The organism is Flavobacterium frigoris PS1, assembly GCF_000252125.1.
GTDB classification, from domain to species: domain Bacteria; phylum Bacteroidota; class Bacteroidia; order Flavobacteriales; family Flavobacteriaceae; genus Flavobacterium; species Flavobacterium frigoris_A.
In genome coordinates this window covers 310021-327120 of sequence record NZ_AHKF01000018.1, presented here as the reverse complement: position 1 = coordinate 327120, position 17100 = coordinate 310021, and the positions used below count along the sequence as shown (strand labels likewise).

Sequence of the window (17100 nt, the reverse complement as noted above, 5' to 3'; positions counted from 1 at the left end):
TTTTATTTTTTTTTAATGTAAAATGTAATTAAAACGATGACTCTATCTCGTAAAACCTACCATTTTGATTGACAAATATAAACCATTTATTTAGTTCAACAACGCTTTTGCATGATTTAAGGCCGAATCTGAGATGACTGTACCAGATAACATTTGTGCAATTTCAACGACGCGTTCTTCATCAGCTAAAAGTTTCAACTCTGATTGTGTATCATCCCCTATTGTTGATTTAAACACTTTAAAATGGGCATCTCCTTTGGCTGCAATTTGAGGTAAATGTGTGATTGCAAAAATTTGCATATCATGACTCATCTCTTTCATAATCTCTCCCATCTTGATTGCAATCTCTCCAGAAACACCAGTGTCAATTTCATCAAAAATCAAAGTTGGTAATTTTGAATACCGAGCCAGTATCGCTTTTACAGCTAACATAATTCTTGACATTTCTCCTCCAGAAGCCACTTTCTTCAGTAAGCCAAAATCAGTTCCTTTATTCGCTGAAAATAAAAACTGCAATTCATCTTTTCCATTATTGAAATATGTTACCGTTTTATTCGCTTCAATATTAAAACGCACATTAGGCATCCCCAAAGTTGCTAATATCGTTACTAATTTTTCACTTAAAACAGGGATCGAATTAACTCTATTATCATGAATTGTAACCGAAAGGATATCTAACGTAGCTCCTTTTTCTTCAATGGCATTTGTCAGTTTTGAAATATCTGCTTCTATATTCCCCAATTCAAAAACCGAATCTTCTAACTTGGTTTGAATTTGCAACAATTCATCAACAGTAGCAACCTGATGCTTTTTTTGAAGATTATAAATCAGCTGTAATTTCTGACTGATTAAATCCAATTGTTCAGGATCATTGATCAGCTTATCAGAACATCTATTCAGTTCGTCTGTAATGTCATCAAATTCTATGGCTAGACTTGCTGTTCTTTCTAATAAAAAACTATAGTCTGTAGAAAAAGACGCTATTTTTTGCAATGCAACTTTAATTTCTTTTAAATTATTTAGAACACCTATTTGCTCCTCATTAGCAATAGCTAAGGATTTATCAAGCGATTCTTTAATAATCTCAACGTTATTCAATTTCTCAAAATCAACTTCCAGAAGCTCTTGCTCCCCAGACTTCAACTGCGCTTCCATCAATTCGTTTAACAAGAAAGTATTATACTCCTGCTCTTTAGCAGACTCAGCCTGCTTTTTGACAAGAAGGTTCATTTTAGATTTATCTGCTTTGTAGCTTTTTAAAAGTGATTGGTATTCTAAAACCACTTCGTTATTACTACAAACAGCATCTATTATTTTGAACTGTACATTTTCATCTGAAAGTTCTTGTGTTTGTTGTTGTGAGTGGATATCAATGAGGAACAAACCCAGCTCTTGCAAGACCTGAAGATTTACAGGACTATCATTTATAAAAGCTCTTGATTTTCCAGAAGGAAGAATTTCTCGTCGAATGATGGTATCCGGCTCATAATCCAAATCATTAGCCTCAAAAAAAGGAGCTAAATTATATTTCGATATTTCAAAATGAGCTTCAATGATACACTTTTCCTCTTTATTTTTTAAAGATGTTAAGTCCGCTCTTTTCCCTAAAACTAATCCCAAGGCACCTAATATTATCGATTTACCTGCGCCGGTTTCCCCTGTAATAATTGAAAAACCCTTGGAAAAATCAATAGACAATTTTTCTATTAAAGCATAGTTTTTTATCGATAGTGTGGTTATCATCTATATTTTTTTATAATGAAGATTTAAATTTGGTGTTGGATTTTATGGGCAGTCTAATATTTAATCTGTTCCCATTTTCCTGAATTCAAAGGAGAAGTTTTATTCAAACTTTCTATTAAATCAGCTACGCTAATACTTGGACCTCCAGAAAAAACGGAAAGAATTTCATCCGATTTGGCATCAAAAAATACTCGAGTCAAAAAAGCATTGGGTTTTGAAGCATGTAATTTATTCAAATTCAGTAAAGATGATTTTATTTTTTCTTTGGCAGATTTCAGATCTTTTGCCATTAAATCTAAGCCCATGTGATACTCTAAGTTTGTTTTGCGTAATTCTGAAAATGATGGCGATACTATGTCATTTATAAGAAAATACCTGTTCTGGTTTCCGTCAATTTGACTCCAACCTTTATACCCACTTTGCTGCGCTACATTTGAAATATTTTGTGCAACTTCAAAATTTGGATTCCCTGATTCCAGCACAAAGCTGTCATCATCCATACCCAAAATCATATAACTATAAAAAGAAACAACCGAAACCAGATTTGATTCAAATGCAGTAGGGTTGAAAAGTAAGTTTTCAAACTCAGTGTATCTAAAACTAAAATCTTTGTCGTTGTAGTTTAAAACTGGTGAGCTATATGACGAGTTATAAATAGGTCTCGAGGATTGCACTTGAATCGTACATGCAAATTGATCGGAATTATTTGACAATACCGTGATATACATCGAACAATTTACCTTTTCATTCTGCTTGTAATTTTTCCCAGTCCAGTCCGTTTTATTGACAAATTCAGTTAACGAATTTTCCAAAGTTTTAAAAACCTGCTGATTCGCATTGCTTAATTTATCTGAATTTACCGTAACTATACAATTTAACTGTTGCGCTTGTACAAGCCCAAAGGTCAATAGTAAGAAAAAAGTAATTATCTTATTCATGAAAATGCGCTATTACTTTATTTAAGATATCATCAGCAACTGCTTCTTTCGATTTCAGTTCCATCGGTTCTATATTGAAATTCTTATCAATAAAGGTAACTTTATTGGTTGGTTTTCCAAAACCTGCTCCCTGATCTTGCAAAGAATTTAGAACAATCAAATCTAAGTTTTTTTTCTGGATTTTACCCTTTGCATTTTCAATTTCATTTTCGGTCTCCAAAGCAAAACCTATTAAAAATTGCTTTTTCTTTATAATTCCTAAAGAAGCCAAAATATCTTTCGTTTTCTCAAGTTCAATCACAAAATTATCTGGCGCTTTTTTTATCTTTTGCGTAGCCACATGCTTTGGCTTATAATCCGCAACTGCTGCTGCGGCAATCGCAACATCTACTTCATCAAAATACTGATGACAGGCATCATACATTTCCTGACCAGAAACCACATTAATGACCTTAATCAAAGAATGTTCTGCCTTAAAAACGGTAGGTCCAGATACTAAAATCACTGAAGCTCCAAGATTAGCTGCGCTCTTAGCAATATCAAATCCCATTTTTCCAGATGAATGATTTCCTATAAACCGAACAGGATCGATTGCTTCATAGGTAGGACCAGCAGTAATTAGAATTTTTTTCCCTTTTAAAGGCAATCTACTTTCTAAGTCCGCTTCTATAAAAGACACTATATTTTCGGGCTCAGCCATTCTTCCCTCACCAGAGAGACCACTTGCTAATTCTCCACTTTCTGCAGGAATTATGGTATTACCAAATTTTTGTAAAACAGTAAAACTCGCAATTGTTGAAGGATGCTTGTACATATCTAAATCCATTGCAGGTGCAAAATAAACAGCACATTTTGCCGATAGATAGGTTGCAATAAGAAGGTTATCACAAACTCCATTTGCCATTTTTGACAAGGTATTTGCTGTAGCAGGCGCTATAACCATGAGGTCAGCCCATAATCCTAATTCTACATGATTATTCCATCTCTCATTTTCTTGCTCTTTTTCAAAAAAAATGGAATGTACTGGATTTTTAGATAACGTAGATAAGGTGAGCGGGGTTACAAAATCCTTAGAAGCAGGTGTCATTATCACTTGGACATGTGCACCTGCTTTTATGAAAAGTCGTACTAAAGACGCTGTTTTATAGGCGGCAATTCCACCAGAAACTCCTAGTAAAATATTCTTACCGCTTAAAACTGACATATAGTATTATTTAGTTGAATCTCTGTGGTATATTTTACCATCTAACCATTCTTGAACTGCTAAAGCGTGTGGTTTAGGCAATTTTTCATAGAATTTTGAAACCTCAATTTGTTCTTTATTTTCAAAAACTTCTTCAAGACTGTCATTATATGTAGCAAATTCTTCCAATTTTTCAGTCAATTCTTTTTTGATTTCAGAATTGATTTGGTTTGCTCTTTTAGCCATAATGGTTATCGCTTCATACACATTACCAGTAGGTTCTTCAATAACAGTTTTATTATACGTTATTGTATTTACTGGAGCATTCGTCTTTTTTAAATCCATGACTTTATTTATTTAGTAAAATTTTGTAAATCTTTTTCAACACGAGCTAACATTTCAGCAGCTTTCTCTTTATACTTAGAATCGGCGTTAAACTTCATCAGATTTGAATGAGCAGTTAATGCTACATTTAAACGTTCTTCCATTTTTCCCGGAACACTATTAATGGCTAATTGATATGCCGAATCAAACTTATAGAACAAAGCATCCTCTTTGAATGGAGTTCCAGGATAATCAGCTATAAAATTATCTAAAGCCACTAATGCCGATTTGAAATCTGATATTGTATTATATCCTTTGGCATTTTCATATACTTTCATCTCAATTTTTTCAGTCAAAACTCTTACAGCTTCATTAGCTTCGCCCAAATACTCTGAATTTGGATATGTATCTATAAATGCTTGTAATTTGTCGATTGCTTTAAAAGTATCTGTCTGATCAAGACTAAATACTGGAGACAATTTCGAATAACTTTTAGCTCCTAAATAAGCAGCTTCTTGTACTTTTTCGCTTTTTGGGTATCCAGATACAAAACTTTCAAACTGATAACCTGCTAAATAATATTGTTTTGTCTTGTAATAGGATTGTGCAAACATGTAGAATAACTTCTCTGCTTGTGGCTTTCCTCTGTATGCAGGAGCAATTTGTTCAAAAAGACGAATTGCTTTCGTGTAACTTCCGGCATCATATAATTTAGTTCCCATGTCAAACTTAATGGCAACGTCATCTTTTTTTAATGCTTTTTGATATTCACTACATGAACTAAAAAGAATTACGAAAAGCAATAGAGATACAATTTTCTTCATTTTTTTTATTTTTTTATAATCTTTGGATTGCATACAATCCACAAAAAATCATACCACAGTTTCGGTGGCAAATTTAGTTATTAATTTAGCTACTACAAAATATTTCTTCCTTTAAAAAAAAGTCCTGTTTTGCGACGTTATTTGTCAATTTTTTTTACAAATTGGTTTATTCTTTCGCGCAAAGATTCATCAACGCTCACTAATGGTAAACGCACAAAATTCTCCGCTATTCCAAGGGATTGAAACACTTGCTTGATTCCAGCTGGGTTTCCTTGCTCGAAAATCATATCAATACAATCATCGATTACGTATTGAATTTTATAGGCAGCATCGACCTTGCGGTTTAAACCTAATCGAATCATTTCAGAAAATTCTTTTGGAAAACCCTGTCCAATCACAGAAATAACACCAGCACCACCGGCTAAAACCATTGGCAAAGCGATCATATCATCACCAGATATTACTAGAAAACCCTCTGGTTTATTTCTTATCAGCTGCATAGCCTGAACCATATCCCCCGCAGCTTCCTTTATTGCAACAATATTTTTAAAATCATTAGCCAAACGCAAAACTGTTGCCGGTAACATATTACTTGCCGTTCTTCCTGGAACGTTGTACAAAATCACTGGAATTGGTGAAGCTTCGGCAACCATTTTAAAATGCTGATAGATACCTTCTTGTGTAGGCTTATTGTAAAATGGGGAAACTGAAAGTATCGCAACAAAAGGCGAAAAGTCTCTCGTTTTCAACTCTGCAACAATCTTCATTGTGTCATTCCCTCCTACTCCAAGTACTAATGGTAATCTTCCATTATTACTTTCTATAACCGTATCAATAACCAACTCCTTCTCTTGTTGAGTTAAGGTGGCATTTTCTGCTGTTGTTCCTAAGATTACAAGATACTCAATTCCTCCATCCACAGAAAAATTAACGATGCTTTTTAATGCTTCCGTATCTATTGAAAAATCTTCTTTAAATGGGGTTACAAGTGCAACTCCAGTTCCTATTAATGATTGCATGTTAAATTATATTTTATTTAATATTTTTAAGTACCTAAATAATTCATGAGTAAAAGCTTTATAATTCTCAGCATTAGTGTTAATCATCATGTCGTTGAATCTTTTATCAATTGCAGCAAACCCAACTTTAAAATGTGCTTTTGAATTATGCGTTACCACTAATAGAATAGCCTTTTCTACATCATAGTAACTGATCAATAAATCAAATTCCTTTTCGATGAAATCGTTTACGGCCAAATTATTAATTTCAGAATTCCAGTTTAAATGACTCGAACTAAAACTCGCTCGCACGCTGCTTTTATTCTTTTTAAACTTATCTTTATAAACTATGACTGTTATATCCTCTTCTAAAATACCTTTCCCAACAAGTTCCTGTATTAATAATGGAGTTTCTGAAAAATAACTTTGGTCTACCAGTAAACCCACCGTCTTAATACGCCCAGAAACGAAATTGCTTTTTACATTATGCAAACTGTTTTTTAATATTTTTTTTACCGAAAAATCTTTTATAAAACTTAAAAACATACTATTTTTACTCGTTTACAAAATTAAATTAATTAAGTCATATTATAAATGGTAAATCTAAAAAAGTATAACGATGTTTTCAAACTTTTTGTTATATTCTTAACATTATTTTTTATTGTTTCCTGCGGAAATAAAACCCTCACAGTTAGTAAAATTGAAGGAAAGCAGCTTCCGATCACCGAAAAAATAGAACAAGTCACTGAAATAGAATCATTTATAAAACCATATCGTGAACACATAAATAAAGATTTAGATAGCGTATTAGCATATTGCCCCGAGACATTAGACAAAACCACTCGGACATGGCAAACGACTATAGGTAATATGATGGCAGATGTAATACTACGTCGTGGTAACTCTGTTTTTCAAGCCCGGGAAAACAAAACTATAGATATCTGTTTCCTAAACCACGGTGGTATTCGCGATATTCTACCAAAAGGAAATGTAACTGCTCGAAATGCCTATCAAATCATGCCTTTTGAAAACAGTCTTGTCGTTGTTTCATTAAAAGGAGAGCAAGTATTAGAAATTGTCAATTATTTTATAAGAGAAAAACAACCCCATCCACTTTCAGGAATGACTTTTACTATTGATAAAAACGAGGCAAAAAATATTTTTGTTCAAGGTAAAGCACTTGACAATAATAAAATTTATTACGTTAGTACCAATGATTATCTTGCTAACGGTGGTGATAATATGTCTTTTTTCAAAAAAGGAATCCATACCTATGATTTAGATTACAAGTTGAGAAATATATTGATTGATTATTTTAAAGAAACCGACACCATTAGGTCAGTTCAAGACAACAGAATTATTGTTGACTAATTGCTAAAATGCCTTTAGCCCCGATTGAAATGGAAATCCTTTTAATTTTTAAAGAAAAAATTAAAAGATTGTAATGGAAAGCGGGAAACAGCTCCAAAAATAAACAAATGAAAAGAAGAGATTTTATAGAGAAAACTGCGGCTAGCACTGCAATGTTGAGTTTGGGATTATCATTGAGTAGTTTCAGCAAACCCAATGTGAAACAAATCACTATTTTACACACCAACGATGTACACAGTCATATTGATCCTTTTCCTGCCGATGACCCGAGAAACCCAAATATGGGCGGTGTTGCGAGAAGAGCTTCACTGATTGAAACAATCAGAAAAGAAAATCCTAATGTCTTGCTCCTTGATGCGGGCGATATTTTTCAAGGAACCCCTTATTTTAACTATTATGGTGGCGAACTTGAATTTAAATTAATGAGCATGATGCAGTATGACGCCTCTGCAATAGGTAATCATGACTTTGATAACGGTGTTGAAGGATTATATACACAAATGCCATTTGCGAAATTTGAATTCCTATCAGCCAATTATGACTTTAAAAATACCATGATGGATGGTCTGGTAAAACCTTATAAAATTTTCAACAAGAATGGTGTCAAAATTGGTGTCTTTGGCATAGGCATTGAACTAGAAGGTTTAGTTGACAAAAGAAATTATAAAGAAACCGTTTATAATGATCCCGTTGAAGCCTCCCAAGAAATGGTTCGAATATTAAAAAAAGAGCAAAAATGTGATTTGATTATTTGTCTTTCCCATCTGGGTTATAACTATAAGAATGCGCCTAATACTATTTCAGATTTAAAATTAGCCGCTCTTACAGAAGATATCGATCTAATAATAGGTGGACATACACACACTTTTCTCGATAAACCAACAGTAACCAAAAATCGCATTGGTGAAGAGGTCCTTGTAAACCAAGTAGGTTGTTATGGAATTAATCTGGGGCGAATTGATTTCTTCCTTGACCATAACAAAGCAAAATCATCTATGGGCAAATCAATCATGGTCTAGGCTTTCTGCGGTAATCACAAACCTATAAAAAGAGAAACAAACCATGGTATTTAACAACAAACTCATTGGTCTAAGACTGATTATAGTAAAGCCTTCGAAATAAAACTTCTCCAGAAATATTAAAAAAGTTTGCATCAGTGACATCAGTCCAAAAACAAACAACCAAACGAATTTTTTATTAAAAGTTCCTAGATATTGAGATAATATTATTCCGCTGAGCGTTGAAATTAAAATGATTTGAACGACCAAAACCACATAACTTCTTACCAAAACATCTTCTGGGATAGATACTAAATACAAGAAAAAAATCAGAAAAGGGACTGAGGCTAAAACCGAGGGTATGAAATCTTTGAGTTTTATTAACTTGGTGATATAACATATCTGAATTATACGATGAAAAAAAACAGCGACCAAAGCATAAAAAACCATGCTTATCTCGTTTGGAATAAAACACAACCTACCGATCAGTAAAAAAGACATATTGATAAAAAAGAGAGGGTTTCTTATTGTGGAAGAGTACCAATACAAAACCAACAATACAATTACCTCAAGAGGCTTAATCACATACTGAATTCTAGAATCCGCATAAATTTCGGTTACAACCTCAATCAATCCTATTAATAAAAACAAGAGGATTAAGCCTTTTTCTAGATTAGTTTCTTTGCGAAAAACCCTCATTTTCTTTCTTTATAAATTTTCATTGACCAAATTCATGAAATCAGTTTCTGAAAGTATTGGAATATTCAACTTATTGGCTTTCTCTAATTTAGCAGGTCCCATATTATCCCCTGCAACAACATAATCAGTTTTAGAGGATATAGAACTACCTACTTTACCTCCGTTATCTTCGATAGCCCTTTTTAAATCGTCTCTCGAAAATTGCTGAAAAACACCAGAAACCACAAATGTCTTACCTACTAATTTAACCGTAGCATTGGGGTTTATTTTTTCAACAATCTCAAATTGGACACCATAATTTTTTAGCCTTTCAATGATGATTTTATTTTCATTATTTTCGAAAAAATCAATAACACTTTGAGCGATTCGTTCCCCTATTTCATCGACCAAAACTAAATCTATCAGTGTAGCCTGAATCAATGCTTCAATATTCTTATAGTGTTTGGCTAACTTTTTAGCAACCGTCTCTCCTACAAAACGTATTCCCAACGCATACAAAACACGCTCGAATGGAATTTCTTTTGAGTCGGCAACTCCTTTAACCAAATTTTCAGCTGATTTTTGTGCCATTCTTTCCAAAGGAAGAATTTGTTCCAATGTAAGTTCATACAGATCCGCATAATTGTGAACTAATCCATTATTAAAAAGTAACGCCACTGTTTCTCCACCAAGACCTTCTATATCCATCGCTTTTCTAGAAATAAAATGCTGGATTCGTCCTATAATCTGAGGGGGGCAGCCATAAAAATTGGGGCAATAGTGATTTGCTTCTCCTTCTCCTCTTACTAATTCCGTAGTGCATTCAGGACAATGCGTGATGTATTTCGTCGGTTCTGAATTCTCAGCTCGCTTACTCAAATCTACTGCTATAATTTTAGGGATTATCTCTCCCCCTTTTTCTACAAAAACAGTATCTCCAACCCGAATATCGAGTTTTTCGATTTGATCAGCATTGTGCAAGGAAGCTCGTTTTACAATAGTTCCTGCTAATTGTACTGCTTCCAAATTTGCCACGGGCGTAATTGCTCCAGTTCTTCCTACTTGATAGCTTATGGAATTTAATTTTGTGGAAACCTGTTCTGACTTAAATTTATAGGCCATTGCCCAACGCGGAGACTTAGCGGTAAAACCTAATTCATCTTGATAATGAAAGCTGTTTACTTTAACCACTACTCCATCCGTTTCATAAGGTAACTCGTGTCGATGAACATCCCAATAATCTATAAATTGAAAAACTTCATCCAAATTATGTGCTAGCTTAGCTTCTTTAGGTACTTTAAAGCCCCAAGTTCTAGCCGCTTCTAGCCCATCATACTGGGAATTAAATGGCAATTTATTTCCTATTAAAAAATAAAGCAAACAATCTAAAGGTCTTTTGGCCACTTCAGTGCTTTCTTTTAATTTTAAACTGCCCGAAGCTGTATTTCTAGGATTAGAATAAGGTGTTTCACCAATTTCGATTAAATCTTGGTTCATTTTTTCGAAACCTGCAAAAGGCAAAATAATCTCTCCCCTAACGTCAAATTTATCTGGAAAATCTCCTTTTAATTGCAAAGGAACAGATTTTATAGTTTTAATATTGCTCGTCACATCATCCCCTTGAAATCCATCGCCACGGGTAACGGCACGTATAAGTTTACCCTTTTCATACGTAATGCTAATTGATGCGCCATCGTATTTTAACTCACAAGTATATTGCAATTCCACATCCCCCAACACCTTTTGAATGCGTTTTTCCCATTCAGTCAGATCTTCTTTTGAGTAGGAGTTGTCAAGAGAATACATACGGTATTCATGAGCAATAGTTTTGAAGTTCTTCGTAATCGTTCCGCCCACTCTTTGCGTAGGGGAACTTTCATCGTAATATTCCGGATATTGATTTTCTAAGTCTTGAAGTTGCTTTAATTTCGCATCAAAATCATAATCAGATATGGTTGGATTATCCAGAACATAATAATTATAATTATGAAGATTAAGCTCTTCCCTTAATTTTTGAATCGTATTTTGAATGTCCATAGAAAATAAAAATTGGCTACCTTAGTACTTGAAAATCGTGTACTAAAATAGCCAATTAAAAATAAATAACAACTGAATTACGACTCAATAATCGAATTTATTTGCTTGTATAGCTGACCGTCACTCAAGAAAGCACCTTGCTGTATTAATGCAAAAAGGGAACTATTGCGTTCTTCAGAAAACTCTTTTTTACCTACCTTCATTTCGATGGTATCGGTAAACATATTATCACTAAGCCATTGCAGTCCTTCTTTAGTTAAAAAATCAACTTCAGGAACTAATGATTTTAGAACTATAGACTGAACGTGGGTATCGAAACTTTGAAAAAGAAAAATATGACTTTTTGAAAAATGTTCCAAATACTCCGCTCTTGTAAGTACTCCTTCCCACACTAAATCAGAAAAAACATCCAATTCTTGTTCTGCTACTTCTGGCTTTTCGGCTTTTATGGTATCCCATTCCCCTTTATCGATAGCTTGCGTAGCCAAAAATGTGCTAAACTCCTGAGTTAACTCTTCAAATTGCTCTTTTGTTAATCTTGTATATTTCATGTTTGGTTTAATTTTTAGAATTCACAAGACTATAGAATCGAAATCAATTCTATAGTCTTGTGAATTCAACTTTCGTTAATTATAATTTCAACATCTAAGTAACATTGAAATTAGGATTGCAAATTTAAAATTTTTAAACAAAAAAAGCCTTCTTTTTCAAGAAGGCTTTTCAATTTTTATTATTACTCTGGTTTAGAAAATATATCTAATTCCAAATTGCGCTTGCCATCTTGACAATAAACTAGCGTCGTAATTAAATGTTTTAGTTTGTGTTCCATTATAACTATAGGTTGGTGTTTTTGTAGTTTGATCTACAGAAACGCCAATAGGTTGCACAGTTGTAGGAACCTGTACTAATCCCCAATCAGAATTAAGTAAGTTACCTATGTTCAACACATCAACACTAAATTGAATTGTATTTGTTTTATTAGAACTTGAAGAAGGTTTAAAGTTATAATCTTGCATTAATTTTACATCCCATTTTCCTCTCCATGGCGCTAAAGCACCGTAACGCTCTGCATATTGCCCTCTTCTTCCGCTTAAATAATCATCTTGACCGATAAATGCGTCAAATGCTGCTCTTTGCTGTTGTGCTTCAGTAACAGTTCCTGTAAAGGCCATAGTAGCAATCTCGTTAGTTGTAGGAACATAAATTAAATCATTCCCAAAAGCACCATCATTGTTGATATCGCCCCCATATGTATAATTGAAACGTCCACCTTGAGCATATTCGAAGAATGTAGAAAAAGTAGTTGCCCACTTGTCGTTAGCACCATACTTCCATTTTTTTGATGCTACCCCAATAAAACGGTGTGTATCTCCGTATTTAGAGTTTGACAATACAGCATTATTTACATTTCCTAAAGCAGGGTTAAATGCAAAAGCATCACCTGTAATCTCGGCTTCAATAGAGTTAACATCTTTAGAAACCAAATAGTTATAAGCTAAACTAGCAAACAAACCATTATCAAAGTTCTTCTGTAATTTTACAGAAGAATTAACAACATATCCTTTATTAGAATTAGTCATAACATAAGCACCACTGTTTACCCCTTTATCGCCAGAGTTGTAAATAGCTCTACTATCTGCACCTAACAAGGTACCGGTAGGCTCGATTAATCCCCAATTTTGAACATGCACACCATTGATATCTTTATTATAAGATAAATCGATAGTTGCGATATAACCGTTTTCAAACTTGTGATCAATACCCAAACTAGATCTCCATACTTGTGGCCATTCAAAATCTTTATCCATAAGTTGTAAGAAACCATCATCTGATCCACTTACTTGATTTCCTAACCATACAAAAGGAAGTTTTCCTGTGAAAATTCCAGTACCACCTCGAACTTGAGTTGTTTTATCACCTTTAACGTCCCAATTAAATCCTAGTCTTGGAGACCATAGTAATTTATTAGACGGTAAAGTTGTAGAAATTAAAGCCTCATTAGTACGAGTATTTGGATTATAATAAAGAGTGCTATTATCTCTTGAAGCACCATTATCAGTATCGATATATTTCTGAATTAAATCTGATGTATTAAAATACAACGGTTTATCAACTCTTACTCCTAAAGATAATTTAAAGTCATCATTAATACTCCATTCATCTTGCATATAGAAAGCCAATTGACCAACATTTAACTCCGCTAGTTTCCATCCGCCATCAGTACCTGGTTCAATTGAACTCTTTGTATCAAAAGTGTTTTGCGCAGCAGCAATAGCACCAGCATAATATCCATTACTAATATTAGTATCAAATTGAGCTAAAGTAACATCTCCAAAAATATCAAAACCGTACCCCGTTAAATTAAACGAATTTTTAAATTGGTATTTTTCAAATGAAGAACCAAAAGTGAATGCATGATTTCCAGTTACGTAACTTAAGTTATCCGTAATTTGTAACACTTTTTGATCTAATGTATTATTGATTGAAAATGGTTCGTGACCAGCAATAATATAAGCAGAACCATCTTTTACGATATTAATCGCAGGTGCAGGACTAGAAAATGGATTTCTAAAATCATTAAAATGAGTATAACCCGCCTGTAATTTATTCGAAACTGTTTCGCTAAATTTTGAATTTAACTCAATTAAAAACGAATCTAATTTATTATTTATCTGGTAACCAGAATTTTGAAATTGCATTGTATTATTATCTGGTCCTCTACGCTTGATAGCAGTAGGATGTGCAGGCTTATCTTTCGATGCATCTAAAAAATTATAAATAACAGCTAATTTATGATTGTCATTTATATTCCAATCAAATTTAATTATCCCTTTATTTGAATCCGAATTATGAGTAAAACCTTCATATGCTCCAGTATTGTATCCTAACTTACCTAATTCTGTAGACACATGCATTAAATCCGTAGCCAAAACTCTAGATTCATTTACTCCGGTAGTACCGTTGCCATCATTAGCAATAACATTTGAACCTAAGTCACTTCTATTGTCTATTTCATAATTCGCAAAAAAGAACAATTTATTTTTTACGATTGGCCCGCCAATACTAAACCCTGCCTGAGTTTGCTCTAAAGAGGGAACAAAAATTTTCTCTCCGTTGATTTTACTACCAGTTAGATCTTGATTTCTAAAGAAAGCATAAGCAGTTCCATGAAATTCATTCGTACCTGATTTTGTCACTGCATTTACAGAAGCACCCGTAAATCCAGATAATGTAACATCATAAGGAGCAGTCGCAACCTGAATTTGGTCTATTGCATCTAAGGAAATTGGTTGAGAACCAGTTTGTCCACCTGGAGTTGCTGCATCTAATCCAAAAGGATTATTAAAAACAGCTCCATTTAATGAGTAGCTGTTGTATTGATCATTTCTACCGCCAAAAGAACCACCACTTGCTGAAGGCTCTAAACGTGTAAAATCTTCGGCAGATCTAGAGATTGTAGGCAAAGCCGTTAATTCTCTTCTACCAATAGTAGTTTCAGCACCTGTTCTTCCGCTTTGAAAAACTTTGTTTTTCGAACCGGTAATTGTAACTTCGTTTAGTTGCTGACTTTCGTCCTTCAACAAAATGTCTAAGTTGAATGGTTTTCCTAATTCAAGGTAAACTTCATTAAAAACCTGTGTTTGAAACCCAACATAAGTTACAGTAACTTTGTATGGACCTCCAACTCTCATGTTCAACATATTGAATCTCCCATCAGCATTCGATGATGCTGAATAATTAGATCCTGTTGGAGTATGAGTAGCATAAATAGTCGCTCCTGGAAGCGATTCCGAATCTGAACTTTTTACAGTTCCTTTAATACTGGAAGTTGTAGTTTGAGCTACCATTGAGGTAAAACCAAAAACAAAAAACAATAAAACAATAATTTTTTTCATTTCTATGGATATGAGTTTATATCCGCGAAATTAGACAAAAAAAAATCACCCCTGAGGGTGATTTTAATATCTTTTTAACAAATTGTTAACAGAATGTTATTATTCAGCAACAATTTCGTAAGGCAATTCGATAATTACATCTCTGTGTAAACGAACGCTAGCTGCATATTTACCAGTACGTTTAACGATACCGCTAGTGATGAATTTTCTGTCAATTACTTGACCACCTTTTGCTAAAGCATCAGCGATATCAATATTCGTGATTGAACCGAATAATTTTTCTCCACCTGCTTTTGCAGTAATTTTAATTTCGATAGCTTTTAAAGTTTCAGCCAATGCATTTGCATCTGCTACAACTTTTGCTTCTTTGTGCGCTCTTTGTTTTAGGTTTTCAGCTAATACTTTCTTTGCAGAAGATGTTGCTAAATGTGCGTGACCTTGTGGAATTAAAAAATTACGACCATAACCATTTTTCACAGTTACTACATCATCTTTAAATCCTAAATTTTGAACGTCTTGTCTAAGTATAAGTTCCATGTTGTTGTCCTTTTTTATAGAAGTTAGGTTTCATGTTTCAGAAAACCAACAACTGAGTTAAAATATTATTTAAGTAAATCCGCCACGTATGGCATTAAAGCTAGGTGACGTGCTCTTTTCACAGCAACAGAAACTTTTCTTTGGTACTTTAATGAAGTTCCAGTCAAACGACGAGGAAGAATTTTCCCTTGTTCGTTTACAAATTTCAATAAGAAATCAGCATCTTTATAATCAATATATTTGATACCTGATTTTTTGAAACGACAGTACTTTTTAGTTTTGTTAGTTTCTATGTTTAAAGGAGTAAGATATCTGATATCTCCGTCTTTTTTTCCTGAAGCAGATTGTTGTAATGTAGCCATGATTTAAGCTTTTTGAGATTTTAATTTTGTTCTTCTTCTTTCAGCCCAAGAAATAGCATGTTTGTCTAAACTTACAGTTAAGAAACGCATAACTCTTTCGTCACGTCTAAATTCTGTTTCAAAAGCAATAAGAACTTCTGCAGCTACTTTGAATTCGAATAAGTGATAAAAACCACTTTTTTTATTTTGGATTTCGTAAGCCATTTTTTTTAGGCCCCAGTCCTCTTTCGATACCATTTCGGCTCCTCTAGTAGTAAGAAAATCTTCAAATTTGCTTACTGTTTCCTTTACCTGAACATCAGATAAAACGGGATTTAAAATGAAAACAGTTTCATAATGATTCATAAATATTTATTTATTTGTTAATTTGGGTGCAAAAATACTCAATTTTTTTTAATGAGCAATATTTTTTTCTAATTAATCGTTGAACTACAAAAACTCATCGTAATGTTTTGTTAAATTAGAAAATAAACTATATATTTACTATTCCAAATCTTAAATGATATTGTCATGAAACTAAACTGTGTCGTAGTCGATGATAGTTCGATACAACGAATGATCATTGCAAAATTAGTTAATAATCACCCGAATTTACATTTAATAGGCGATTTTTCAAACGCTATTGAAGCTAGAAGCTGCATGTCTATACATAATGTAGACTTAATATTTCTAGATATTGAGATGCCGGTTATTAGTGGATTTGACTTCCTAGATGGATTAAAAATAAAACCACAAATTATCTTTATTACCTCTAAAGCGGAGTATGCGATGAAAGCGTTTGATTATGATGCCACTGATTATCTTCAAAAACCAATAGCAATTGATCGATTTAATGCTTCCGTAAAAAGAGCCATTGACTTATACTTATTAAAGAAAGATACCAAAGAAGAAGAAGGAGAACATATTTTTATCAAAAGTAATTTGAAAAAATTGAAAATTTTTACTTCTAAAATCAAGTGGATTGAAGCTTTTGGTGACTACGTAAGAGTTGTTACTGATGACGATAGCAACCTTGTACTTTCTACAATGAAATCTTTTGAAAACGATTTGTCTAAGAAGAAATTTGTAAGGGTGCACAAGTCATACATCATTAATGTTGACAAAGTAGAACGCTTCAATAGTAAATTTGCAGAAATTGGTGTTACTAAAATACCATTGAGTAGAAACAAAAAAGAAGACCTAGTAAAAGCCCTATCATTTGCATAAAAAAC

At 33.3% G+C, this 17100-nt stretch carries 17 protein-coding genes; 3 read left to right on the top strand and 14 right to left on the bottom strand.

All coding sequences use genetic code 11. The features are described from left to right. Nucleotides 1-90: 90 nt before the first annotated feature. From recN to HJ01_RS10150, 7 genes are all read right to left on the bottom strand, one after another. Nucleotides 91-1743, bottom strand: coding sequence for a DNA repair protein RecN (recN, locus tag HJ01_RS10180; protein WP_007138309.1), 1653 nt, complete (start codon nt 1741-1743; stop codon nt 91-93). A 53-nt stretch (nt 1744-1796) separates the two neighbouring features. Beyond that, a complete protein-coding gene (locus tag HJ01_RS10175) occupies nt 1797-2681 on the bottom strand; it encodes a DUF4835 family protein (RefSeq protein ID WP_007138308.1) in 885 nt (294 codons plus the stop codon). Then, nucleotides 2674-3885 carry a bifunctional phosphopantothenoylcysteine decarboxylase/phosphopantothenate--cysteine ligase CoaBC gene (gene coaBC, locus HJ01_RS10170; RefSeq protein ID WP_007138307.1) on the bottom strand — a complete coding sequence of 404 codons (1212 nt, stop codon included), beginning with the start codon at nt 3883-3885 and terminating at the stop codon, nt 2674-2676. The genes HJ01_RS10175 and coaBC overlap by 8 nt, the downstream gene beginning before the upstream one ends. Nucleotides 3886-3891: 6 nt before the next feature. After that, on the bottom strand, nt 3892-4209 hold the full coding sequence (locus HJ01_RS10165; RefSeq protein WP_007138306.1) for a DNA-directed RNA polymerase subunit omega: 318 nt from the start codon (nt 4207-4209) through the stop codon (nt 3892-3894). Nucleotides 4210-4217: 8 nt separating this feature from the next. Next, nucleotides 4218-5012: an outer membrane protein assembly factor BamD gene (locus tag HJ01_RS10160; RefSeq protein ID WP_040473910.1), complete on the bottom strand. Its 795-nt coding sequence runs from the start codon at nt 5010-5012 to the stop codon at nt 4218-4220. 137 nt (nt 5013-5149) lie between these two features. Beyond that, on the bottom strand, nt 5150-6031 hold the full coding sequence (gene dapA, locus HJ01_RS10155; RefSeq protein WP_007138304.1) for a 4-hydroxy-tetrahydrodipicolinate synthase: 882 nt from the start codon (nt 6029-6031) through the stop codon (nt 5150-5152). A 6-nt stretch (nt 6032-6037) separates the two neighbouring features. Next, on the bottom strand, nt 6038-6556 hold the full coding sequence (locus tag HJ01_RS10150) for a DUF6913 domain-containing protein (protein ID WP_007138303.1): 519 nt from the start codon (nt 6554-6556) through the stop codon (nt 6038-6040). 48 nt (nt 6557-6604) lie between these two features. On the opposite strand from HJ01_RS10150, the gene HJ01_RS10145 reads away from it, so the two are divergent. Further along, nucleotides 6605-7381: a 5'-nucleotidase C-terminal domain-containing protein gene (locus tag HJ01_RS10145; protein WP_007138302.1), complete on the top strand. Its 777-nt coding sequence runs from the start codon at nt 6605-6607 to the stop codon at nt 7379-7381. Between the two features lie 107 nt (nt 7382-7488). Continuing rightward, the gene (locus tag HJ01_RS10140) at nt 7489-8400 is read left to right on the top strand and encodes a bifunctional metallophosphatase/5'-nucleotidase (RefSeq protein ID WP_007138301.1); all 912 of its coding nucleotides are present in this window, start codon (nt 7489-7491) and stop codon (nt 8398-8400) included. Here HJ01_RS10140 and HJ01_RS10135 read toward each other — a convergent pair. From HJ01_RS10135 to rpsF, 7 genes are all read right to left on the bottom strand, one after another. Then, a complete protein-coding gene (locus tag HJ01_RS10135) occupies nt 8386-9078 on the bottom strand; it encodes a hypothetical protein (RefSeq protein WP_007138300.1) in 693 nt (230 codons plus the stop codon). The two genes, HJ01_RS10140 and HJ01_RS10135, sit on opposite strands and share 15 nt — an antisense overlap. A gap of 9 nt (nt 9079-9087) precedes the next feature. Beyond that, nucleotides 9088-11094: an NAD-dependent DNA ligase LigA gene (gene ligA / locus HJ01_RS10130; protein ID WP_007138299.1), complete on the bottom strand. Its 2007-nt coding sequence runs from the start codon at nt 11092-11094 to the stop codon at nt 9088-9090. 77 nt (nt 11095-11171) lie between these two features. Further along, on the bottom strand, nt 11172-11645 hold the full coding sequence (locus HJ01_RS10125; RefSeq protein WP_007138298.1) for a DUF6495 family protein: 474 nt from the start codon (nt 11643-11645) through the stop codon (nt 11172-11174). 192 nt (nt 11646-11837) lie between these two features. Next, nucleotides 11838-14990 carry a carboxypeptidase regulatory-like domain-containing protein gene (locus HJ01_RS10120; RefSeq protein WP_007138297.1) on the bottom strand — a complete coding sequence of 1051 codons (3153 nt, stop codon included), beginning with the start codon at nt 14988-14990 and terminating at the stop codon, nt 11838-11840. Nucleotides 14991-15089: 99 nt separating this feature from the next. After that, nucleotides 15090-15527: a 50S ribosomal protein L9 gene (rplI, locus tag HJ01_RS10115; protein WP_007138296.1), complete on the bottom strand. Its 438-nt coding sequence runs from the start codon at nt 15525-15527 to the stop codon at nt 15090-15092. Between the two features lie 65 nt (nt 15528-15592). After that, complete coding sequence (gene rpsR / locus HJ01_RS10110) at nt 15593-15889, bottom strand: 30S ribosomal protein S18 (protein WP_007138295.1); 297 nt, start codon at nt 15887-15889, stop codon at nt 15593-15595. A gap of 3 nt (nt 15890-15892) precedes the next feature. Then, entirely contained in the window at nt 15893-16234 is a 342-nt protein-coding gene (gene rpsF / locus HJ01_RS10105; RefSeq protein WP_007138294.1) for a 30S ribosomal protein S6, read from the bottom strand. Between the two features lie 165 nt (nt 16235-16399). Here rpsF and HJ01_RS10100 point away from each other — a divergent pair, with 165 nt between their 5' ends. Then, the gene (locus HJ01_RS10100; RefSeq protein WP_007138293.1) at nt 16400-17095 is read left to right on the top strand and encodes a LytR/AlgR family response regulator transcription factor; all 696 of its coding nucleotides are present in this window, start codon (nt 16400-16402) and stop codon (nt 17093-17095) included. Nucleotides 17096-17100 lie beyond the last annotated feature (5 nt).